The following is a 20,729-nucleotide window of genomic DNA, read 5'->3' as shown; positions in this document are numbered from 1 at the left end:
CGGGCGACGCGGCATCGATGCGCGTCGCCCGGCGTCCGGTCAGAAGCGCTTCTGATATCCGACGACCGCGTTGATTTGCGAGTGCGTTGCGACGATGGGCACCGCGGTGTTCGGCTGGCTGCCGTTCGACAACGTCTTTTGCAGGCCGACCGATAGTGCGAAGCTGACGAGATCGTCCTTGTCGAACGCGTAGGACGCGCCCGCGCTCAGGTGCGTCGTCGGAATCGCCGGAACGACGGCCAGCAACGTGTCGTTCGGTACGGCCTCCTGCGCGTACTGGAACCCCGCACGCAGCGTCAGCTTCGCGTTGTAGCGATATTCCGCGCCGACCGCGAAGACGTTGATGTCGCGATAATTCTGCGGGATCGACAGGTTCAGGTTCGCGCCGGTTCCGGCCTGCGTGAAGCTCATGTTCAGGTCCTTCATCACGCTCGACCAGAACACGCGCTGGTAGTCGGCCGAAACCGACCACTGGTCGTTGAAGCGGTGGCTGATACCTATCGTGAACTGGGCCGGCATCTGGAAATCCTTCACGACGATGTCGCCGCTCAGCGGAATGTTGCCCGCGACCGAACTGACGGCGGTCAGATTCGCATGTCCGGCGCGCAGATCGCCCACGGCGGTCTTGAAGCTGTACGCCATGCCGACCCGTGTGTCGGGCGTCAGCAGATACGTGAGGCCCAGCTTGCCGCCGACACCCCAGGCGTCGGCTCCGCCGCCGACGATGCCGCTGTGCGAAAACCCGACGTAGCCGCCCGACAGGCCGGGCACGCTCAGCAGCGCCGGCACCAGCGACCCGGACACGCGGCGCTGCGCGGCCAGCGTGCCGATCTGGGACACGTCGAGCAGCGATCCCAGGTTGAGCGAAGTCCAGACGACGTCCAGCGACGCCCCGACCGTCAACCGGTCGTTCACGTTGTACGCCGCGGACAGCGGGACGCGCAGCACCAGCAGCCGCGAAAACTGGTCGAGCCCGGTATCGACGTTGTTGGTCGCCGTCCGCGACAGGAAACTGCTGCCGCCGAATTGCGTACCGAGCCCGCCTTCGGCGAACGCGCCGATGCCGAACGCATAGTTCGCGCGGCGATAGACGACGGCCAGCTGCGGCGCGAAATACGGCCCGTTGTTGTTGCCGTGATTGCCCGACGTGGCGCCCTCGCCGGTCGACGCGTTCTTCACGTGAATGTTGGTCGTGACCACGTCGAGCCCGAGGTCCACATAGCGCCCCTCGGTCATCAGGCCGAGCGTGGCCGGGTTCAGCATCATCGCCGCCCCGCCGACGTCGTAGGCCACGCCGGTCCCGCCCATCGCGCGCGAGACCGGACCGTAGCCTTCGAGATTGAACACGTCGGTCGCACGCGCATGCGTGCCCCATGCCGCGGCGCATGCCACGACTGCCAATCGAACATACATGCCTTTCACGGACGTCTCCTTACCCATTTATAATTAAATAGTGCTAATCGTTTAGAAAGCTGCTATCCATCGCTTGAAATTGCGCCCGGCTCGCGATCAGCGGGATCTCGCCGGCCTCCGTCCGGCAATCCGCACGATCACGACATGCGATTCCTCGTGCCCCACCCAACCTGCCGCGCGCCGTCGCGCGGCATACCGTCGTCGGCGCGGATCGATCAGTCCGTCGACTCGCTGAAATGATCGATCACCAGCCGGTTGAACCGCGCCGCATGCTCGATCTGCGTCCAGTGTCCGCAGTTGCCGAACACGTGCAGTTGCGCGTTCGGCAGCAGTTCCAGCAGCCTCATCGAGCTGTCGAGCGGAATCACGCGATCCTCGCGGCCATGGACGATCAGTGTGTCGTGCGGCAGCGCGCGCAGTTTCACCTCGTCGCTCGCGAGCGCATCGACCCAGCGCTGGCGCGGGGCCGGAAACATGTTCGCGAATGCCTCCTGGTAGCCGGGCCGCACGCTCGCGTCGTAGCGCAGCTTCGCGAGCTCGTCGTTCACGAGCGTGCGATCGAACGCGAAGATGTCAAGCAGGCCGCGCATGTTCGCGATCGACGGCGTGTAGCCCCACACCGCGTCGAGCCCTTCGGTCAGCGTGAAGCGCGTGCCGGCCGCGCCCATCAGCACGAGCCGGCCGACGCGCTCCGGCGCCCGGATCGCCAGCGCGAGCGCCAGCGCGCCGCCGAACGAATTGCCGATCACGTGCGCGCGCTCGACGCCGAGCGCATCGAGCAGGCCGAGTGCGTGGTCGACCCAGTGATCCATCGAATACACGTAATCGCGCGGCCGCTCGGTTTCGCCGAATCCGGCCATGTCCGGTGCGATCACGCGAAACTGCTCGGCGAGCGCGGGCATCGTGAGCCGCCAGTTCGCGTAGGCCGTGACACCCGGCCCCGAACCGTGGATCAGCAGCACGGGCGGCCCGTCGCCGACGTCGTGATAGTTGGTGTCGAGGCCGCCCGCGACGATCCGGCGGCCCAGTTCGGGATTGGTTGACATGACGTCCTCCAGTCGATTTCGATGGTGCGCGGCGCGTCAGCGCCCGCGCTTCTTCGCGCTCTGCCCGCCGATCCCGAAGTGCGCCTTCGGCATCTCGGTGATGATCACGCGCACCGATTCGAGCGGTGCGTCGAGCGAGCGATGGATGGCTTCCGTGACTTCGGCGATCAGGCGTTCCTTCTTGTCGTCGTCGCGGCCTTCCAGGATGTACAGATGTGCTACCGGCACGATGGCCTCCCTTTGCGTTCGGAACGTTCAGATGAATCGCAGGCCGACCGACCCGATGTCCTGCGCGCGCAGCGTCACGTTGTCGCCGGCCGCGACGGCCACCGCCTCCGTGATGCCGCCCGACAGGATCAGGCTGCCCGCCGGAATCGCTTCGCCGCGCGCGCCCAGGTGATTCGCGAGCATCGCGATCGCGGCGGCCGGATGCCCGAGCACGGCCGCACCGGCGCCGAACGCGACCGGCAGCCCGTTCTTCTCGAGCACGATGCCGAGCGTGCGCAGGTCGACGCCGTCCACAGCCAGCGGCCGGCCGCCCGCGACAAAGCGCGCGGCCGACGTGTTGTCGGCCACCACGCTCTTCAGGTCGAACTTGAAGTCGCGGTAGCGGCTGTCGATCACCTCGATCCCGGCGACGACGAAGTCCGTCGCGGCGAGTACCGCGCCGACATGGCAGCCGGGCCCCTTCAGTTCGGCCTTCGTCACGAATGCGATCTCCGGCTCCACTTTCGGATGAATCAGCGCGGACGTATCGCACTCGCCGCCGTCGGGCAGGTCATGGACGTCGGTCAGGAAGCCGAACACGGGCGTGTCCACCCCCATCTGCCGCATCTTCGCGTGCGACGTCAGGCCGGCCTTGTAGCCGACGATCCGCGCGCCGCGCGCAAGCTGCCGGCGGCGGATCGCATCCTGCACCGCGTACGCGTCGTCCCAGTCCATCTCCGGATGACGGTCGGTGATCTTCGGCGTGTCGCGCGCCTCGCGCATGCAGTCGTCGAGATGCGCGGCCAGCGACTCGATCGTGTCGGTCGTCAGATTCATGCGGCCTCCCGCTTCGGTTGCGCCGCGCGCGCCTTCGCGAGCGTCAGCGCGGTGTCCTCGATCATGTCCTCCTGCCCGCCGACCATGCCGCGCCGGCCGAGCTCGACGAGGATGTCGCGCGCCGGAATCCCGTACTTCTCGCCCGCGCGCTTCGCGAACAGCAGGAACGAGCCGTACACGCCCGCATAGCCGAGCGTCAGCGCGTCGCGGTCGATGCGGATCGGGAAGTCCATCATCGGCACGACGAGATCCTCGGCGACGTCCTGGATCTTCCACACGTCGATGCCGGTCTCGATGCCCATCCGCTCGCAGACGGCGACGAACACTTCCAGCGGCGTGTTGCCCGCGCCGGCGCCGAGCCCCGCCGCCGCGCCGTCGATCCGGTTCGCACCGGCCTCGATCGCGGCGATCGAGTTCGCGACGCCCATCGCGAGGTTGTGGTGGCCGTGGAAGCCCAGTTCCGTTTCAGGCAGCAGCGCGTCGCGCACGGCTGCCAGGCGGGCCTTCACGTCGTCGGGCAGCATGTAGCCGGCCGAATCGGTGATGTAGATGCAGTTCGCGCCGTACGACTCCATCAGCTTCGCCTGCTTCACCAGCCCGTCGGGGCTGTTCATGTGGCTCATCATCAGGAAGCCGACGGTATCCATGTCGAGCTCGCGCGCCATCGCGATGTGCTGCTCGGAGACGTCCGCCTCGGTGCAGTGCGTCGCGACGCGAATCGTATGCACGCCGAGCGCGTGCGCCTCCTTCAGGTGGTCGACGGTGCCGATGCCCGGCAGCAGCAGCGCCGACACCTTCGCGCGCTTGAGCAGCGGGATCACCGCGCCGAGGTATTCCGCGTCGGTATGCGCGGGAAAGCCGTAGTTGACCGACGAGCCGCCGAGGCCGTCGCCGTGCGTGACTTCGATCAACGGCACGCCGGCCGCGTCGAGCCCGCTCGCGATCGAGCGCATCTGGTCGAGCGTCATCTGGTGACGCTTCGGGTGCATGCCGTCACGCAGCGTCATGTCGTGGACGGTGATTCGTTTGCCTTTGAGATTCATTGCCGTTCCTTTCTTGTCCGGTCGTGGAAGTCGCGTCTGCCGGCGTCAGGCCGCCTGAGCGGCCGATGCCAGCGTGAGGCGGCCGGCCAGCAGTTCCTCGGCGAACATCTCGGCGGTGCGAGCGGCGGCGGCCGTCATGATGTCGAGGTTGCCCGCGTATTTCGGCAGGTAGTCGCCGAGACCTTCGACCTCGAGATAGACCGACACGCGGTTGCCGTCGAACACCGGCCCGTTGACGAGCCGGTAGCCGGGCACGTAGCGCTGCACATCCGCGATCATCGCGTGCACCGATTCGACGATGCGCGCTTCGTCGGGCGCGGTTTCGGTCAGGCAGTGCACGGTGTCGCGCATGATGAGCGGCGGGTCGGCCGGGTTGATCACGATGATCGCCTTGCCCTCGTTCGCGCCGCCGACCTGCGCGACGGCCGCGGCCGTGGTGCGCGTGAATTCGTCGATGTTCTTGCGCGTGCCGGGGCCGACCGAGCGCGACGACACGGTCGCGACGATCTCGCCGTACGCGACCGGCTGCACGCGGGAGATCGCGCGCACCATCGGAATCGTCGCCTGGCCGCCGCACGTGACCATGTTCACGTTCATCTCGCCGGAGCCGATGTGATCCTTCAGGTTGACGGGCGGCACGCAGTACGGGCCGATCGCGGCCGGCGTCAGGTCGATCATCAGCACGCCGAGCGCGTTCAGCTTGCGGCTGTTTTCCGCGTGGACGTATGCGCTCGTCGCGTCGAACGCGATCTGCACGCCGTCGGCCTGCACATGCGGCAGCAGGCCGTCGACGCCGTCCGAGGTGGTCTTGAGGCCGAGTTCGCGCGCGCGCTTCAGGCCATCGGAATCGGGATCGATGCCGACCATCCACACGGGTTCGAGCACGGGGCTGCGCATCAGTTTGGCGAGCAGGTCGGTGCCGATGTTGCCGGGGCCGATCAGCGCGCAACGGATCTTTCGGGTCATGGGGAATTCCTCGTTTGCGTGGAAAGGGGAACGGGCGGCGCTCACGCGAACCGCACCGAACACGCGCCGATCCCGCCGATCGACACGCGGAAGTTGTCGCCGCGCCCGACCGGCGCCATCGCTGCGAGCGCGCCGGACAGAATCACTTCGCCGGCCTTCAGCGGGATGCCGAGGCGGCCGAGCGTGTTGGCGAGCCATGCGACGGCATTGACCGGCGAGCCGAGCGCGGCCGCGCCGGCGCCGGTGCCGATCACGTCGCCGTTCTTCTCGAGCACCATGCCGCAGGTCGACAGATCGACGCTGCGCGTGCTCACCGCCCGGTCGCCGAGCACGAACACGCCGCACGACGCGTTGTCGGCCACCGTGTCGCCGATGCGGATCTTCCAGTCGCGGATGCGCGAGTCGACGATCTCGAAGCACGGCATCACGCACTCGGTCGCGGCGAGCACCATCGCGTTCGTCACGCCCGGGCCGAGCAGGTCGCGCTTCAGCACGAACGCGATCTCGCCTTCGGCCTTCGGCTGGATCAGCGTGTCGAGCGCGATGCATTCGCCCTCGCCGTACACCATGCCCGACAGCAGGTAGCCGAAGTCGGGCTGGTAGACGCCGAGCATGTCCATCACCGCCTTCGACGTGACGCCGATCTTCTTGCCGATGACGGTCTCGCCGGCATCCAGGCGGCGCTGCACGAAGCGCTGCTGGATCCGGTACGCGTCGTCGACCGACAGGTCCTCGTGCTGCGACGTCAGCGGCGCGATGGGCTCGCGCGACGTCATCGCGTCGTACAGCCGGTCGCCCAGCGTGGTAATCAACGTGGAGTCCATAAGAGTTTTCCGGTCATTAACAGAGGGTCAGAGCTTGATGCAGACGTTGCGGAGCTCCGTGTAGAACTCGAGCGAATGCACGCCGCCCTCGCGGCCGATGCCCGATTGCTTCGCGCCGCCGAACGCGGTACGCAGGTCACGCAGGAACCATGAATTGACCCACGCGATGCCGACGTCGATCGACGCCGCGACGCGGTGCGCGCGCGACAGGTTGGTCGTCCAGATCGCGGTCGACAGCCCATACGCATTCGCGTTCGCGCGGCCGATCACCTCGGCTTCGGAATCGAACGGCATCACGAGCGTGCACGGCCCGAAGATCTCGTCGCGCGCGATCGGCGAATCGTCGCCGAGGCCGGTCCAGATCGTCGGCTGCACCCACGCGCCGCCGCGCAGGTCCTCCGGCATGTCGGGCACGCCGCCACCCGTCACGACCGTCGCGCCGAGTTCGGCCGCCTTGCGGTAATACGACAGCACCTTGTCGCGATGCTCCTGGCTGATGAGCGGGCCGAGGCCGGTCGACTCCGCTTCCGGGCGGCCGGGCCGCAGCCGTTCGGCACCGGCCTTCAGCGCGGCGACGAAACGCTCGAACAGCGGACGCTCGACATACACACGCTCGGTGCCGAGGCACACCTGCCCCGCGTTCGCGAAGCACGAGCGCAACGTGCCCTCGACGGCCGCATCGAAATCGCAATCGGCGAACACGATCGCCGCGTTCTTGCCGCCCATCTCGAGGCTGACGGGCCGCGCGCCGTCGGCCGCGGCCTTCATGATCGCCGCGCCGGTGCGCGTCTCGCCGGTGAACGTGATCGCGTTCACACCCGGGTGGGTCGTCAGGAATTCGCCGGCCGAGCCGGGCCCGAAGCCGTGCACGACGTTGTAGACGCCGCGTGGCACGCCGGCCGCGTTCATCACCTCGCCGAGCAGCGCGGCCGTCTGCGGCGTCTCCTCCGACGGTTTCACGACCACCGTATTGCCGCACGCGAGCGCGGGCCCGACCTTCCACGTCATCAGCAGCAGCGGCAGATTCCACGGGCAGATCACGCCGACCACGCCGACCGGCCGGCGGATCGCGTAGTTGAGCGCGCCCGCGCCGTCCGGCGTCGCCATCTCGAAGGTTTCGCCGGGCACGTTCTTCACCACGTCGGCGAACACCTTGAAGTTCGCGGCGCCGCGCGGGATGTCGATATGGCTGGCGAGGCTCACCGGCTTGCCGGTGTCGGCCACTTCGGCTTCGAGGAAATCGTCGAAGCGGCGCGTGATGCCGTCGGCCACCGCATACAGGAGCTCGACGCGCTGCGCGACGGTCAGGCCGCCCCACGGGCCGGCCAGCGCCGCGCGTGCGGCCTGTACCGCCGCGTCGACATCCGCGCGGCTCGCTTCGGCGACGCGCGCGATCACCGCGTTGTCGAGCGGCGAGCGCTTGTCGAACCAGCGTTCGCCCGCGCGATAGTCGCCGTCGATGAAGTTGCGGACGAGCCGCGGTTCCGGCTGCCCGCCGGCGGGGCCGCGTGTCGCGGCAATGGGTTCGGTGTCGTACATGATGTGTGTGCCGATAGTCGTCAATCCGTGGGTTCGTGGAGCGCGTTTGCGTGCCGTGCGTCATGGGCCGCCGAAGCCGGCCGCATCGAGCCCCGCGTTCGCGCATTGCTCGTCCTGCGCCTCGCTGCCGCCCGATACGCCGATGCCGCCGATCAACGCGCCGTCTTCGACGATCGGCAACCCGCCGCCGAATGCGACGAAGCGCGGCCGCAGCACGAGGCCTTGCCGCACCGCGTCCGAGTGCGACGCCAATGCGGCGTGCCACGCGCCGGTGGGCAGACCGAAGCTCGCGGCCGTGTACGCCTTGTCGATCGCGATATCGATCGAATGCAACGGTGCGCCGGGCATGCGGACGAATGCCGCGAGCAGTCCGGCCGCATCGACGACCGCGACGTTGACGCGCACGCCGAGCCGTTCGGCGGCCTCGGCCGCCGCCTGCGCCGCGCGCGCCGCGGCGGGCCAGTCGATCGCGCGCGTGTCGATGCTGCGGTTCGTGTCGTTTCGATCCATGACGCTGGGCTCCTTGCGGCTCAGGTGTAGACGGTCGTGAACGCTTCGTTCAGCTCGCCGGAGTGGAAGAAGATCCCGCGCCCGAGCTCCTCCTCGGTCCACGTCGTGACCGGGCGATCGGGTTGCGCGAGATAACCCAGCCCCGCGAACGTCTCGTTGCGGTTGCCGCTCGGATCGAAGAAATAGATGGTGGTGCCGCGCGTGATGCCGTGCCGCGTCGGCGCGACGTCGATCTTCACCTTGTTCTTCGCCATGACGTCGGCCGACTTCAGCACGTCGGCCCAGTCGTCGAGGAAGAACGCGATGTGATGTAGGCCGTTGCTCGGGCCGCCGACGAACGCGATGTCATGCGGCGTCGTGCTGCGGAACATCCACGTCGCGGCCCGGATCGTATTGCCTGGGCCGACCATCACCTGTTCCGCCAGATGGAAGTCGAGACACTCGGCCATGAAGCGCGTGTTCTCCTCGACACGGTTCACGCCGGTTTCGGGGTTCAGTTCGCACATCAGCAGGCAGTGGTCGAGCCAGTGCACGGCCGAGCCCGGAACATCGTCGGGCCACGGATCGGGGTTCAGCGAGCCGACCGCGGTGCCCACCAGCTCCTTCTTCGCGAACAGCCGCAGTTCGTGCCCGCTCGGCAGCAGGAACCGCAATTGACGGCCGACCGCCGGCAGCGCGCCTTCGGGCAGCATCTCGGTCGCGATCCCGTATGCCTCGATACGCTGCTGGAACGCGTCCAGGTCGGCGTCGTGCTCGACCTTGTACGCGGCGTGCTTGAGCCCCGCCTGGTCGGACGGCGACAGAATCAGCGAATACTTGTCCCATTCGTCCCAGCATTTCAGATAGACGTTGCCCGCCGCGTCGCGCATCGTCTCCTGCATGCCGAGCACGCGCACGTAATGACGCAGCGCCGCTTCCATGTCCATCACCTTCAGACTGACATGACCAATACGCATCACACCCATGATGTGTCTCCTCCTGGTTTCCTGGTTACTTGTCGATCGTCGGCGCGCCGGCACGGGCCGCGCCGCAGAAGAACGGCTTTTTCAGCCGGCCGGCCACCTCCAGTTCCACGTCGCCGTCCGGCACCACACGGCACGCGAGCGCGTAGCCGTCGTTCTCCTCTTCGGCGCTGACGTGTGCGCGGCTGACCGGCCCGAGCTTGCGCACCGCGCCGCGCAGCACGCGCACCTTGCACACGCCGCACCCGCCGTTCAGGCAGCCGACCGGAATGCCGCGGCGGCCGAGCTTCGCCATGCCGGCCAGCAACGACTCGCCCGACACGCACGCATAGCGCTCGTCGGTCTGCGCGATCCTGACCGTCCCGCATACGCGGCCCGCATCCATGTCACACCCGCCGGAACAGCGGGCTGCGCGTCTGTTGCGCGTCGGCCGCCGAGATGAACTTCTCGTGATAGATGTCGCGCTCGAACAGGCGCCCCTGCATCAGCGTCGTGATGCACGCGTCGATCATCGCGGGCGGGCCGCACAGGTATGCCTGGTGCCCCGAGAAGTCGCCGTCGAAATGCGCCTTCGCGACGTCGTGCACGAACCCTTGCGCGACGTCGCCGCCGGCATCCGGCGCGCCTTCGGACAGCGCCGGCACGTACGTGAAGTTCGGGTGGCGTTCGGCGAGCGCGCGGAATTCGTCGTGGTAGTACAGCTCCTTCGCGTTGCGCTGGCCGTAGACCAGCGTGATCGGCGCTTTGACGCCGCTGGCGAGCAGGTCCGCGATCATCGAGCGCGGGCTCGACAGCCCCGATCCGCCAGCCATGAAGATCATCGGCCGCGCGGCCGAGCGACGCACGAAGAAGCGCCCGTACGGGCCCGACAGCCGCATGCGGTCGCCGGTGGCCAACTGCTCGTGCAGGTAGCCGGTGCCGAGCCCGCCCGGCACCTGCCGCACGTTCAGCTCGATCTCTCCGGTGGCCGCGACGTCGGCCGGCGCGTTCGCGATCGAGAACGCGCGGCTCTGCCCGAGACCGGGAATCTCCAGCTGGACGTACTGGCCCGCCTGGAAATGCATCGGCTGCGACAGCTTCAGTCGGATCGACTTGATGGTCGGCGTGAGCTGCTCGATGCGCGTCACTTCAGCCGCGAAATCCTTGACCGGAATGATTTCCGCGTCCGGTTCCTCGTCGACGTCGGCCTCGATCACGGTGTCGGCCTGCAGCGTCGCGCAGCACGCGAGCGCCTTGCCTTCCTCGCGCTCGAAATCCATCAGCGCGAACGGGTTCGCGTCGCCGAGATCGGTCTCGCCGTCGAGCACCGCGACCTTGCAGGTGCCGCACAGGCCGTGACAGCACGCATGCGGAATGTAGATGCCCTGGCGCAGCGCGGCATCGAGCATCGTCTGTCCTTCCTCGACCTCGATCGTGACGCCCAGCGGCTCGATGGTAAGTTGGTGGCTCATGATGGTTCGCTCGTCCGCGTCGCGGTCAGAAGCTCGCGCCGCCGAGGCCGTCCAGGCCCGGCGTGCGGAAGCTGATCAGGTCCTTGTGCCCGAGGCCGTTGTCGGCCAGGCTCTTCGCTGCGTCGGGCGTCCACGGCTCACCGGAGCGAAACCACTCGACGCGGCCCCAGTCGATCTTCGCGAAGTCGGGGTGATAGCCGTAGATGGGCGGCAGCACGTCGCGCGCGAGCGCGCCGAACGGCATGTCGGGCGGCAGCGGCAGGCAGAACGGCGCCGGGAACATCAGGTGGTCTTCCCAGCACACGTAGAGCAGCGGCGCCGGGAACTTCTCGACCGCGTCCTTCACCGGGAAGTCGTAGGGTTTGAGCGCGATGACGGTCATGCTTGTCTCCTGTCGGCCGGCGTTTGCGCATTCGCGCGTACGCCGGTCTCGTTCAAGGTTGTGTATCGATCAGTTGCTCGTGGCCTGGCCGCGCCAGGCCGCGAAGTTCTTCTGGTCTTCCGAGCCGTCGAAATCGAGGTTGTCGCGGCCCATCTGCACTTCGTAGTAATCGAGCACCGCGGCGAGCGGATCGAAGCCTTCCGCGCTCGGGTCCGCATCGGGCGGGAAGCAGTTGCCCTGATAGATCTGGTGCACGGGCAACCATGCCTGCACGTACTTCTGCGGCTCGTGGTCGAAGATTTCCTTGCAGTGATCGCTGCAGAAATGGAACTTGTTGCCGAGGTAGTTCGACTCGCGCGCGCCGATCTTCGTCGGGTTGCCGGGCTCGGTGAACAGCATCGGGATCTGGCAGGTCTGGCACAGCATCGGCAGCGTCTTCATGTAGAAGCGGTTGCCGGCCTTCGCCTGCTCTCCCCAGTAGTCGAAGCGCGGGCGGTAATAGCGGTCGAACGAGTCGGGATACTTCGCTGACAGCCACGCCATCTCGTCCTCGGTCGGCACCCACGTGTGGAACGCCGACGCCGCGTTGAAGCCGTAGAATGTCGACCATGCCTGGTGGCTGATGTGGTCCTTGCCTTCGCAGGCGTCCTGCCAGCCCTTCGGCTCGCGAATGCCGTAGCGCGCGAGATCCTTGAACAGCGCGCCGCCGTTCTGCTCCGCGTACATCTCCCACGACTCGCGCCAGCTCATCACGCGCTTCGGCTGCATGTAGTCCATCATCATCGCGACCAGCGTGAGCAGCCGGTAGCCGCGCCAGAACCACTTGTCGATCCAGCGCTGCACGATCGGCACGTTGTCCGGGTCCTGCTCGAGCAGGAACTTGATGCACTCGATGCCGAGCGTCATGTGACGCGATTCGTCCGACTGCGCGGAAAAGCCGAACGTGACGGTCGACATGTCGCCGTTGTACGCGGCGCCCGACATGAACGGCACGAACAGCAGGTTCGTCAGCACGTATTCGAACGAGAAGCTGACCGCCGTCAGGAACTCGAACGGCCCCGACGAATACGCGTCCTCGAAGAACGACTTCGGCACCGACAGGTACCAGACGCGGTCGAACCAGTGGTTCGAATGATGGAAGCCGTTGAAGAACTTGTTGTACGTCGACATCGCGTGCGTTTCGGTCTGGTAGTGCCGCAACTCGTCGATCGACTGCATCTGGCACGCGATGCGCGCACCCTCGCCGGTGAAGTGCCGGCCGACGTGCGCGAAACCGCGATGCGCGAGATATTCAAGCGGCGTCACGCCCTGGATGAACAGCTTCAGCGCGTTGATGTAGCGCGCGTCGGTCACGCCGAGGAACGCGTTGTTCTGCGTGAACGCATCGAGCACCGCGTACAGCTTCTTCTCCTTCTCGCCCTGGTATTTCCAGTACGCATCCATCGTCAGGCGGAACGGGTCGACCCACTTGTCCCAGTCGTGGATCTTGATGCCTTCGTAACGGTCGTACGGGAAGACCTTGTCCATCGGCTGGTAAGTCGTCTCCCAGCCGAGGCCGCGCGTCATCGCCGCGTAGCGGTCCTTCAGGCCGAGCTTTTTCTTGAGCGTTGGCGTGTCCATTCGTGTCTCCGGTGTTGTCGGTGCGTGTTGCGCGGCGTTCAGTGCGACCAGCTCAGCGTGAACTGGTCGTCGTCTTCGTCGATGTGGCCGGACAGCGTGATCAGGTTCACCTGCAGCTGCTGCAGGTCGAAGCGCGTGCCGGTCAGTTCCTCGATCGTTTCGCGGCGGATCGTCAGCCGGTCCGGCGCATCGATCTTGACCATCCCGGGCGACTCGACCACCACCGCGTGCGGGTTGTCGGCGACGATCGCGTCGACGATTGGTCTGGAGTCCTCATTTGTCTGAAAGGCGATGAATACGTTCGACATGCTGGCTTTCCTTGGATTGAGGGGATATGCGCGGCGTCAGAGCGCGAGGCCGAGTTTTGCGACGCGTGCATGGAACTGCTCGCGCACTTCGTCGAGCGCTGCCCGGCCGGCATCCTGCAACGCGCGCGCCGCGACCGGTGCGAGCGCCGCGTCGGCCCGTGCGGACCAGTCTCGGGTCCAGCGGGCGAGCAGCGCGCGGTTGTCGTCGGATTCGGCGGCCATGGCCTTCACCACCGCGTCGATCCAGCGATTCGATTCGGCGTGCCATTCCGGCATGAACGCGGTGAGCATCGCGACCGCCGAGCCGCCCGCGAGCGCGATCCGTTCGTCGATGAAGCGGTCGTAGACGAGCGGATACAGCAGGCCGTCGAGCGCGAGGTTCTGCGCAACGAAAAGCTCGACCGGGTCGGCCACGACCAGCGTGTCCTCCACATAGCGGCGCAGCGGCTGCCATGCGGCGTCGTTCGTCCAGCTGGCCTTGGCCGCATCGAGCACGTCGGGCTCGGCCATCGCGAGCGCGAGGCGCGTCAGGTACTGCGCGACGCCGAGGTTGTCCATCGCATGGAACATCGCGGGCGCGGTGAACGCGGTACCGTAGCCGAGCGCACAGATCTGCGCGTTGTTCATGTTCGCGCCCCACGCGGCATGGCGCAGCGGCACCAGCACGTCGAGCGCCTGCGCGGCCACGTCGTCGCGCATCAGGCCAATCATCCGGCGCGATTCGACGAACTCGAAGTTCGACTCCATCGCGTCCTGCTGGCGCGCGCGCGTCGTCGCCCACGACGCGTAGTAGAACTGGCGCGGATCCTTCAATGCGTACCAGTTCGCCATCCGTATCGCCGAACGCGACGGATCGAAGATCTCGTGGTCCGGGTCCCAGGTCGGCCGGTAATGGAAGTTCGCCTGGGGCTGTGCGCCCATCATGCCTTCCTGGTAGCGCGTCGCCGTCTTGTCGCCGCCGATGTTCTGCGCGACATGCGCGAAGGTGTGCCGGAGCGGCTTGATGTCGACTGTCTTCAGCTCGATGGTCACTTCTTGCTCCTCAAGGTCATGGGTTCGCTTCGACGTCGAGCCGCGTCACCTGCTGTTCGCGGCAGAACGCGTCGAAGGCGGCAGGAGACAACGTCAGCTCGACGAACAGATCCGGCGCGCCGCCGAGCGAAAACTCGAATTCGACGAAGCCGCGCACGTTCGTGCCGGTCACGCGCGCGCACTTGCGGCCATGGTCGAGCGGGGAAAGATCGGTCGGGTGCTGATTCATGATCGGTGTCGCCTCCATGCCGCACTTCAATGCAGCATCCGTGCCACGTGCGGGCACGCGCTCAAAAAATCTCGATAATTGAGGGAAAGCCCTGACGCGAAGTTCAAATTCGCGATCCACAATGGCGGTTAACCAGAACGGAAATCGCTCGTCGGCGACCGCGCCTGAACCCATATCCGGTGGCGCCTTTCATCATTTGAGCAACACCGTCGAACGCATTTGACGAAATGATCAAATCGATCCGCGCGCCGCGGCGCCGCTGGCGAAAATCTTGAAAATCACGAGAAATCTCGACGGAGGAGACACGATGCGGCCCAGCCTGCCCCCATTGCCGCCGGACACCGACCTGCGCAAGCTGATCCATTTTTCGGCGAGCGACGGTCGCATCTGGCTGGCCGGTCAGCGGATGGTGCTCCTGCATGCCGGCGCGCTGGCAACGCTGCGCCAGGAACTGATGGAAAGCGTCGGACCGGCACAGACGCGACGCTTCTTCACGCGGGTCGGCTTCGCCGCCGGAGAACGGGACGCCGCGCTCGCCCGCGAAATTCGCAGCGGCGCGTCGTTGTTCGACATGTTCCATGTCGGCCCGCAACTGCACATGCTCGAAGGCGCCGTTCAGGTCACGCCGGTGCGCTTCGAGGCCGATCCCGCGACGGGCGCGTTCTATTGCGAGTACCGCTGGGAACATTCATGGGAGGCCGACGTGCACCGCCGCACGTTCGGGCCGCAGCCCGAACCCGTCTGCTGGATGCTGATCGGCTATGCGACCGGCTACACCAGCGCGTTCATCGGCCGGACGATCCTGTTCAAGGAAACGACCTGCGTCGGCATGCACGACCCGCACTGCACGATCGTCGGCAAGCCAGCCGAGGAATGGCCGGATGCCGACGAGATCTCGTCGTGGTTCAAGGCCGACTCGCTGATCAACACGATCCGCGACCTGCAGACCGAAGTCGAATCGCTGCGCCTCGAGATCGCGCCGGACGACAGCCGGACCCGGCTCGTCGGGCGTTCCGACGCATTTCGTGCAGCCTATGCGCTGCTCGAAACGGCCGCGCCGACCAAGGTCGCCGTGCTGCTCACCGGCGAAACGGGCGTCGGCAAGGAACGCTTCGCGCGTGCGCTGCACGGCCTCAGCCCGCGCGCGCAGAAGCCGTTCGTCGCGATCAACTGCGCGGCCATTCCGCATGCGCTGATCGAGTCCGAACTGTTCGGCGCGGAGAAAGGCGCGTTCACGGGCTCGCAAGCCGCGCGCGCCGGCCGCTTCGAGCGCGCGGACGGCGGCACGCTGTTTCTCGACGAGATCGGCGAGCTGCCGCTCGACGTACAGGCAAAGCTGCTGCGCGTGCTTCAGGAGGGCGAGGTCGAGCGGCTCGGCGCGACCGAGGGCCGGAAGGTGGACGTCCGCGTCGTCGCGGCGACCAACCGCGATCTCGAGCAGGCCGTGCGCGACGGCACCTTTCGCGCCGATCTCTATTACCGGATCAACGTCTACCCCGTGCTGATTCCGCCGCTGCGCGACCGGCAGGACGACATCGCGCCGCTCGCCGACGCAATGCTCGAACGCTTCGCGGCCGTGCACGGCAAGCCGACGCCGACGCTGACCGACTACGCCTACGACACGCTGCGCGGCTACCGCTGGCCCGGCAACGTGCGCGAGCTCGAGAACCTGATCGAGCGCGCGGTGATCCTGTCGCGCCCGAACCGTCCGGTCGACGCGAAGGACCTGTTCCCCGGCGTCGGCGCGCCCGGTGGCGCGACGGTCGATCGGGCCGGGCAGATCCGGCCGGCGGCCGCGATGTCGATCGACTGCGGCGCCATCCTCGACCAGTTGCAGGGCGGCGGCGGACTCGACGGCCTCGAGCGGGCGCTGCTGCACGAGGCCGTCGACCGCGCGAACGGCAACCTGTCGGCCGCCGCGCGCCTGCTCGGCCTGACGCGCGCGCAACTCAGCTATCGGCTCAACCGCAAACAGGATCAGGAGGACGCGTGACATGAACACCATCCTGCCCGCCCATCCGTTCGACGACCCTCCGCCGGCGCACGAGCCGGCCGACGCCGACGCCGCCGAGCCGCATGCCCGCACGCTCAGCGAGCATGCGTATCACCAGCTCCGGCAACACATCATCGAGGGGCATTACCCGCCCGGCGCGAAGCTGCGCGTCGAGCATCTGAAGGACGTGTACGGCGTCGGCGCGGGCACGCTGCGCGAGGCACTCACGCGGCTCGTCAGCGATGCGCTGGTCGTCGCCGAAGGGCAGCGCGGGTTTCGCGTGACGCCGATGTCGGTCGACGATCTCGAAGCCATCACGCGGCTGCGCATTCATATCGAGGTCGATGCGCTGCGCGACTCCGTGCGGCGCGGCGACGACGCATGGGCGCAACGCGTGCGGCAGAGTTTCGACATGCTGTCGGCCTGGGAGCAGCCGGTGTCCATCGAAAACCGCGCCGCATGGGAAGCGTGCAACCGGCGCTTTCACGAAGCGCTGATTTCGGCGGCCGCGACGCCCTGGACGTACCTGATCCTGCGCATGCTGTCGCAGCAAAGCGAACGCTATCGGCGCGTGTGCATCGGGCTCGGCGATTCGAAGCGCGACGTGCATGCGGAGCACACATGCCTGTTCGAAGCCGCGATGCGCCGCGCCGATGCGCGCGCGGCACTCGCGCTCGAGGATCATATCGGCACGACGCTCGCCGTGGTACGCAACGCACCGCCCGGCACCTTGCCGTTCTAGCCACCGTTGCGCGGACGCTGCGCTCACGCCAGCTCGGGATACCCGTGCGCGGCCGCGTCCTGCGCGAGCCGGGCAATCGTGTCGTAGGCACTCGGCGGCAGACGCTCGAAACCCTTCAGCCGCAGTGCGTTCGCCCGCGCCGGATCGACCGAGACCGCACCATCGAGCGCATCCTGCAACGCGCCTGCCAGCGTTGCGTCCAGCGCCTTCGACGCAATCAACGGCAAGCCCGGCGCCGACGCCGTCATGCCGATGATCCGGACGTCGTTCAACAACTCGGGCAGTGCGTCACGCACATACGCGAACGTCACGCAGTCGATCGCCGCGCAATCGGCAACGCCTGCCGCCAGCGCGCGCAGCACGTTCAGGTGCGAGCCGAACGACACGACCGAACTGAAGAAACGCCCGTCATGCGCATGCGGCGCGACCGCATGCCGGAACGCGTTCATCCCGCTGTGCGAATCCGCGCCGTTGAATGCTGCCCGCAATCCGCGACAGGCAGTCAGCGTCGTCGCGCCGCCCGCGTACACGCGCGCCGACACCACCATCACACTGCTGTAGCGCGCGCCGTCGCAGCCGGGCGCATCGAATGCCGGTGTCGCGATCAGGTGCACGGCATCGCGCAATCCGAGCATCCGGTACGGATAACCGCATGTCTGCGACAACAGCAAGTCGTTGCGGTGCCACAGCGCGTGCAGATCCCCGAACGGCTCGTCGAGCAGCGCGACGCCGGCAGGCCCGCCGGCACGCGCGAACGCATCGAGCGCGTCACGCAGCAACGCGCGCCACAGTGCGGCGTGGCGCGGCGTCACGTTGTACATCGGCAGTCCGGCGATCCATGGGCTCATTCGCGCATTCTACGCACCGGCGATGCGTTGGAGAAAGCCCGTTCGCCTGGGTTTCGCGCCGGTCCGGCACGCGCAGGGGCGGTCAATGCTTATCTGCCGCGCAACGATAAGCAAATGCGAATTGCTTGGTTGGCCTGACTACGCGAGCCGGTTAGCGTTCCAGTGTCGCGACACCGTCGCAAGCCGCCGTAGCGGCCGACCGCGAGCCGCGCCCCGTTTCTGTCAACAGCATCGCGGCCCACGCCGGCGCGATCGTCCGCTACCCGTTACCCGTATAGCACCCGAATCACCCGCTTCATCCCGCCCCAGCACCATGGCCGAATACTTCGACGTCGACCACGCGCGCGCGATCGCCGCACTCAACGCCCGCTTCACTGCCCGCACCGAGTGGCCGACGTGGCTGCTGGTCGTCGCGATCTACGGCGGGTGGCTCGCCGTGCTGCTGCTCGTACGCGCCGAGCGCCTGTCGCTCGCGGCCGCGACGCCGCCGCTGATCCTGCTCGGCGCATGGCACCTGTCGCTGCAGCACGAGCTGCTGCACGGCCATCCGACGCGTTCCGCGTTCATGAACCGGCTGCTCGGCTACCCGCCGTTGACGATCTGGTATCCGTACACGCTCTATCGCGACACGCACCTCGACCATCACCGCGACGAGGACCTGACCGTGCCGGGCGTCGACCCGGAAACGAACTACGTGTCGCGCGAGCGGTGGGCGCGGCTACCGCGCTGGCGTCGCGCGCTGACGGTTGCGCGCACCACCTTCGCCGGACGCCTCGTGTTCGGGCCGCCGACGAGCGTCGCCGCGATGTTCGCCGACGCGTTCGCCGCGTTCCGGCGCGGCGACTTCCGCCATCTGCGGATGTGGATCACGCACGCCGCCTGCGTGGTCGCGCTGCTCGCATGGCTGCAGTGGGCAATCGGCGTGTCGTGGTGGTACTACCTGGTGGCCATCACGTGGCCCGCGCTGTCGCTCGCGATGATCCGTTCGCTGTACGAGCATCGCGCCGCGCGGCACCCGAAGGCGCGCATCGCGATCAACGAAGCCGGCTTCGCGATGCGGCTGCTGTACCTGAACAACAACTATCACCTCGTGCATCACGACCTGCCGACGCTGCCGTGGTACGACCTGCCGCGCGCGTACCGGATGCGGCGCGATGCGTATGCGGAGAAATGCGGCGGCTTCGTGATCCGCGGCGGCTATCGCGAACTGCTGGCGCGCCATGCATGGACGCCGACCGACACGCCCGTGCATCCGTTCGACCAGGGCACGGCGTCGCTGTCGACGGGCGGTGGTGCGAAGGTCGCCGCCGTCGACGGGTATCTTCAGATCAGTACGTAGTGCTTGAGTGAGTCGCGCTTCGCCGTGAAGGCGCCCGACGCGACGACGCCCGCGCAATGCCGCGCGGCCGCCCCGATGCGCATTTCTTACGAAAAGCCGACAGCATCGATCTTCATCGGCAAATTGCCAATTTCGGCGGCAATGCCCAGAATGACGGATCGTCCGGGGCCTCCGACAATCATTCGCCCCGGCTCAGCCGCCCGGCCGCGCGCCGCACTCCCCTACGACGATGCAACCGAACACCTCGCCCGGCGCGATCCGCTCGATCGGCAACGACTGGTCCGTCTCCGCGGTGACCGCGGGCTTTCTCGCGGTGCTGATTTCCTACGCAGGCCCGCTCGCGATCTTCTTTCAGGCGTCGCAAGCCGCGCATGTCTCCAACGAGATGGTGGCGTCGTGGGTCTGGGCGATCTCGATCGGCGCGGGCGTGTCGGGCCTCTTCGCGAGCTGGAAACTGAAGGTGCCGATCGTGACCGCATGGTCGGCGCCCGGCACCGCGCTGCTCGTCGGCCTCTTTCCGCAGCTGACGCTGAACCAGGCCGTCGGCGCGTACATCACGGCCGCGCTGATCATCCTCGTGATCGGCATCACCGGCTATTTCGACCGGCTCGTGCGCCACATTCCGCGCGGCATCGCGTGCGGGATGATGGCGGGGATCCTGCTGCCGTTCGGCATGCATGCGTTCTCCGCCGCGACCGTGCAGCCGGTGCTCGGGTTCGGGATGATCGCGGCATACGTGATCTTCAAGCGCCTGCTGCCGCGCTACAGCATCGTGCTCGTGCTGCTGACGGGCGCCGCGCTCGCGACGCTGCTCGGGATGGCGCATCTCGGCAACGTGTCGCCGAGCATCGCGCGGCCGATCTTCATCGCGCCCGAATGGACGCTCGGCACCACGCTCAGCCTCGCGCTGCCGCTCGTCGTCGTCAGTCTCACCGGCCAGTTCCTGCCGGGGATGACGATCCTGCGCGTCTCGGGCTATCACACGCCGGCGCGGCCGATCATCACCGCAACCAGCGTGATGTCGCTCGTCGTCGCGTGCTTTGGCGGGATCACGATCGTCGTCGCGGCGATCACCGCGGCGCTGTGCACCGGCAAGGATTCGCACGAGGATCCGGACCGGCGCTACATCGCGGGCATCGCGAACGGCGTGATCTACCTGATCGGCGGGCTCTTCGCGGGGACGATCGTCACGCTGTTCTTTGCACTGCCGAAGGCGTTCGTCGCGATCCTCGCGGGGCTCGCGCTGATCGGTGCGATCGGCGCGAACGTGCACGGGATCTTCGAGGACGAGGCGCATCGCGAGGCATCGGTGATCACGTTCCTCGCGACCGCATCGGGGATGACGTGGCTCGGGCTCGGGTCCGCGTTCTGGGGGATCGTGATCGGGTCGGTCGCGTATGGGGTGACGAGCTGGGCGCGGCGGCAGGCGTAACGCGCG

General features: G+C 67.3%; 22 protein-coding genes. 4 read left to right on the top strand and 18 right to left on the bottom strand.

Annotated features, from left to right (window positions below; translation table 11 throughout):
* Positions 1–39: 39 nt before the first annotated feature.
* The 17 genes from LGM71_RS15840 to LGM71_RS15760 all read right to left on the bottom strand — a co-directional run bounded on the left by LGM71_RS15840 (position 40) and on the right by LGM71_RS15760 (position 14,543).
* Positions 40–1,422 carry an OmpP1/FadL family transporter gene (locus LGM71_RS15840; RefSeq protein ID WP_151047147.1) on the bottom strand — a complete coding sequence of 461 codons (1,383 nt, stop codon included), beginning with the start codon at positions 1,420–1,422 and terminating at the stop codon, positions 40–42.
* Between the two features lie 206 nt (positions 1,423–1,628).
* Positions 1,629–2,459, bottom strand: coding sequence for an alpha/beta fold hydrolase (locus tag LGM71_RS15835; RefSeq protein ID WP_124627715.1), 831 nt, complete (start codon positions 2,457–2,459; stop codon positions 1,629–1,631).
* 36 nt (positions 2,460–2,495) lie between these two features.
* Positions 2,496–2,690 carry a 2-hydroxymuconate tautomerase gene (locus LGM71_RS15830; RefSeq protein ID WP_257129466.1) on the bottom strand — a complete coding sequence of 65 codons (195 nt, stop codon included), beginning with the start codon at positions 2,688–2,690 and terminating at the stop codon, positions 2,496–2,498.
* Between the two features lie 24 nt (positions 2,691–2,714).
* Positions 2,715–3,503 (bottom strand): 2-oxo-3-hexenedioate decarboxylase, encoded by a 789-nt coding sequence (dmpH, locus tag LGM71_RS15825; protein WP_226115329.1) that lies wholly within the window; start codon positions 3,501–3,503, stop codon positions 2,715–2,717.
* On the bottom strand, positions 3,500–4,546 hold the full coding sequence (gene dmpG, locus LGM71_RS15820) for a 4-hydroxy-2-oxovalerate aldolase (RefSeq protein ID WP_226115328.1): 1,047 nt from the start codon (positions 4,544–4,546) through the stop codon (positions 3,500–3,502). Before dmpG ends, dmpH begins: the two co-directional genes overlap by 4 nt.
* A 45-nt stretch (positions 4,547–4,591) precedes the next feature.
* Positions 4,592–5,512, bottom strand: coding sequence for an acetaldehyde dehydrogenase (acetylating) (locus LGM71_RS15815; RefSeq protein ID WP_124903227.1), 921 nt, complete (start codon positions 5,510–5,512; stop codon positions 4,592–4,594).
* 41 nt (positions 5,513–5,553) lie between these two features.
* A complete protein-coding gene (gene dmpE / locus LGM71_RS15810) occupies positions 5,554–6,336 on the bottom strand; it encodes a 2-oxopent-4-enoate hydratase (protein WP_059604944.1) in 783 nt (260 codons plus the stop codon).
* Positions 6,337–6,363: 27 nt separating this feature from the next.
* Complete coding sequence (locus LGM71_RS15805; RefSeq protein ID WP_124627816.1) at positions 6,364–7,875, bottom strand: 2-hydroxymuconic semialdehyde dehydrogenase; 1,512 nt, start codon at positions 7,873–7,875, stop codon at positions 6,364–6,366.
* Positions 7,876–7,935: 60 nt separating this feature from the next.
* Complete coding sequence (locus LGM71_RS15800) at positions 7,936–8,385, bottom strand: GlcG/HbpS family heme-binding protein (RefSeq protein WP_124627723.1); 450 nt, start codon at positions 8,383–8,385, stop codon at positions 7,936–7,938.
* 20 nt (positions 8,386–8,405) lie between these two features.
* Positions 8,406–9,350: a catechol 2,3-dioxygenase gene (locus LGM71_RS15795; protein WP_151047157.1), complete on the bottom strand. Its 945-nt coding sequence runs from the start codon at positions 9,348–9,350 to the stop codon at positions 8,406–8,408.
* A 25-nt stretch (positions 9,351–9,375) separates the two neighbouring features.
* Positions 9,376–9,732 (bottom strand): 2Fe-2S iron-sulfur cluster-binding protein, encoded by a 357-nt coding sequence (locus LGM71_RS15790; RefSeq protein WP_059604931.1) that lies wholly within the window; start codon positions 9,730–9,732, stop codon positions 9,376–9,378.
* 1 nt (position 9,733) lies between these two features.
* Positions 9,734–10,798, bottom strand: coding sequence for an NADH:ubiquinone reductase (Na(+)-transporting) subunit F (locus LGM71_RS15785; RefSeq protein WP_226115327.1), 1,065 nt, complete (start codon positions 10,796–10,798; stop codon positions 9,734–9,736).
* Between the two features lie 25 nt (positions 10,799–10,823).
* The gene (locus LGM71_RS15780) at positions 10,824–11,180 is read right to left on the bottom strand and encodes a phenol hydroxylase subunit P4 (protein ID WP_059604926.1); all 357 of its coding nucleotides are present in this window, start codon (positions 11,178–11,180) and stop codon (positions 10,824–10,826) included.
* Positions 11,181–11,249: 69 nt separating this feature from the next.
* Complete coding sequence (locus LGM71_RS15775; RefSeq protein WP_124627729.1) at positions 11,250–12,800, bottom strand: aromatic/alkene/methane monooxygenase hydroxylase/oxygenase subunit alpha; 1,551 nt, start codon at positions 12,798–12,800, stop codon at positions 11,250–11,252.
* A 38-nt stretch (positions 12,801–12,838) separates the two neighbouring features.
* Entirely contained in the window at positions 12,839–13,108 is a 270-nt protein-coding gene (locus tag LGM71_RS15770; RefSeq protein WP_059604920.1) for an MmoB/DmpM family protein, read from the bottom strand.
* Positions 13,109–13,144: 36 nt separating this feature from the next.
* Positions 13,145–14,140 carry a phenol hydroxylase gene (locus LGM71_RS15765; RefSeq protein WP_226115326.1) on the bottom strand — a complete coding sequence of 332 codons (996 nt, stop codon included), beginning with the start codon at positions 14,138–14,140 and terminating at the stop codon, positions 13,145–13,147.
* 16 nt (positions 14,141–14,156) lie between these two features.
* The gene (locus LGM71_RS15760) at positions 14,157–14,543 is read right to left on the bottom strand and encodes a phenol hydroxylase subunit (protein WP_226115325.1); all 387 of its coding nucleotides are present in this window, start codon (positions 14,541–14,543) and stop codon (positions 14,157–14,159) included.
* Between the two features lie 133 nt (positions 14,544–14,676).
* On the opposite strand from LGM71_RS15760, the gene LGM71_RS15755 reads away from it, so the two are divergent.
* Together LGM71_RS15755 and LGM71_RS15750 are read left to right on the top strand one after the other, a co-directional pair.
* Positions 14,677–16,362: a sigma-54-dependent Fis family transcriptional regulator gene (locus LGM71_RS15755; protein ID WP_124627820.1), complete on the top strand. Its 1,686-nt coding sequence runs from the start codon at positions 14,677–14,679 to the stop codon at positions 16,360–16,362.
* A 1-nt stretch (position 16,363) separates the two neighbouring features.
* Complete coding sequence (locus LGM71_RS15750; RefSeq protein ID WP_226115324.1) at positions 16,364–17,104, top strand: GntR family transcriptional regulator; 741 nt, start codon at positions 16,364–16,366, stop codon at positions 17,102–17,104.
* 23 nt (positions 17,105–17,127) lie between these two features.
* Here LGM71_RS15750 and LGM71_RS15745 read toward each other — a convergent pair whose 3' ends face one another.
* The gene (locus LGM71_RS15745) at positions 17,128–17,952 is read right to left on the bottom strand and encodes a phosphate/phosphite/phosphonate ABC transporter substrate-binding protein (RefSeq protein WP_226115323.1); all 825 of its coding nucleotides are present in this window, start codon (positions 17,950–17,952) and stop codon (positions 17,128–17,130) included.
* 313 nt (positions 17,953–18,265) lie between these two features.
* On the opposite strand from LGM71_RS15745, the gene LGM71_RS15740 reads away from it, so the two are divergent.
* Both LGM71_RS15740 and LGM71_RS15735 read left to right on the top strand, forming a co-directional pair.
* Positions 18,266–19,291: a fatty acid desaturase gene (locus LGM71_RS15740; RefSeq protein ID WP_226115322.1), complete on the top strand. Its 1,026-nt coding sequence runs from the start codon at positions 18,266–18,268 to the stop codon at positions 19,289–19,291.
* Positions 19,292–19,520: 229 nt separating this feature from the next.
* Entirely contained in the window at positions 19,521–20,723 is a 1,203-nt protein-coding gene (locus LGM71_RS15735; RefSeq protein ID WP_226115321.1) for a benzoate/H(+) symporter BenE family transporter, read from the top strand.
* Positions 20,724–20,729 lie beyond the last annotated feature (6 nt).

The organism is Burkholderia sp. AU33545, from assembly GCF_020419685.1.
Classification (GTDB): domain Bacteria; phylum Pseudomonadota; class Gammaproteobacteria; order Burkholderiales; family Burkholderiaceae; genus Burkholderia; species Burkholderia diffusa.
Note: the sequence above shows the minus strand (reverse complement) of the source record. Positions and strands in the feature narration are given on the sequence as shown.

What these genes read in the sequence shown, in the direction of transcription:
- LGM71_RS15835 (WP_124627715.1), bottom strand. Translation starts at nt 2,459, where the DNA reads ATGTCAACCAATCCCGAACTGGGCCGCCGGATCGTCGCGGGCGGCCTC.
- dmpH (WP_226115329.1), bottom strand. Translation starts at nt 3,503, where the DNA reads ATGAATCTGACGACCGACACGATCGAGTCGCTGGCCGCGCATCTCGAC.
- dmpG (WP_226115328.1), bottom strand. Translation starts at nt 4,546, where the DNA reads ATGAATCTCAAAGGCAAACGAATCACCGTCCACGACATGACGCTGCGT.
- LGM71_RS15815 (WP_124903227.1), bottom strand. Translation starts at nt 5,512, where the DNA reads ATGACCCGAAAGATCCGTTGCGCGCTGATCGGCCCCGGCAACATCGGC.
- dmpE (WP_059604944.1), bottom strand. Translation starts at nt 6,336, where the DNA reads ATGGACTCCACGTTGATTACCACGCTGGGCGACCGGCTGTACGACGCG.
- LGM71_RS15805 (WP_124627816.1), bottom strand. Translation starts at nt 7,875, where the DNA reads ATGTACGACACCGAACCCATTGCCGCGACACGCGGCCCCGCCGGCGGG.
- LGM71_RS15800 (WP_124627723.1), bottom strand. Translation starts at nt 8,385, where the DNA reads ATGGATCGAAACGACACGAACCGCAGCATCGACACGCGCGCGATCGAC.
- LGM71_RS15795 (WP_151047157.1), bottom strand. Translation starts at nt 9,350, where the DNA reads ATGGGTGTGATGCGTATTGGTCATGTCAGTCTGAAGGTGATGGACATG.
- LGM71_RS15790 (WP_059604931.1), bottom strand. Translation starts at nt 9,732, where the DNA reads ATGGATGCGGGCCGCGTATGCGGGACGGTCAGGATCGCGCAGACCGAC.
- LGM71_RS15785 (WP_226115327.1), bottom strand. Translation starts at nt 10,798, where the DNA reads ATGAGCCACCAACTTACCATCGAGCCGCTGGGCGTCACGATCGAGGTC.
- LGM71_RS15780 (WP_059604926.1), bottom strand. Translation starts at nt 11,180, where the DNA reads ATGACCGTCATCGCGCTCAAACCCTACGACTTCCCGGTGAAGGACGCG.
- LGM71_RS15775 (WP_124627729.1), bottom strand. Translation starts at nt 12,800, where the DNA reads ATGGACACGCCAACGCTCAAGAAAAAGCTCGGCCTGAAGGACCGCTAC.
- LGM71_RS15770 (WP_059604920.1), bottom strand. Translation starts at nt 13,108, where the DNA reads ATGTCGAACGTATTCATCGCCTTTCAGACAAATGAGGACTCCAGACCA.
- LGM71_RS15760 (WP_226115325.1), bottom strand. Translation starts at nt 14,543, where the DNA reads ATGGGTTCAGGCGCGGTCGCCGACGAGCGATTTCCGTTCTGGTTAACC.
- LGM71_RS15755 (WP_124627820.1), top strand. Translation starts at nt 14,677, where the DNA reads ATGCGGCCCAGCCTGCCCCCATTGCCGCCGGACACCGACCTGCGCAAG.
- LGM71_RS15750 (WP_226115324.1), top strand. Translation starts at nt 16,364, where the DNA reads ATGAACACCATCCTGCCCGCCCATCCGTTCGACGACCCTCCGCCGGCG.
- LGM71_RS15745 (WP_226115323.1), bottom strand. Translation starts at nt 17,952, where the DNA reads ATGAGCCCATGGATCGCCGGACTGCCGATGTACAACGTGACGCCGCGC.
- LGM71_RS15740 (WP_226115322.1), top strand. Translation starts at nt 18,266, where the DNA reads ATGGCCGAATACTTCGACGTCGACCACGCGCGCGCGATCGCCGCACTC.
- LGM71_RS15735 (WP_226115321.1), top strand. Translation starts at nt 19,521, where the DNA reads ATGCAACCGAACACCTCGCCCGGCGCGATCCGCTCGATCGGCAACGAC.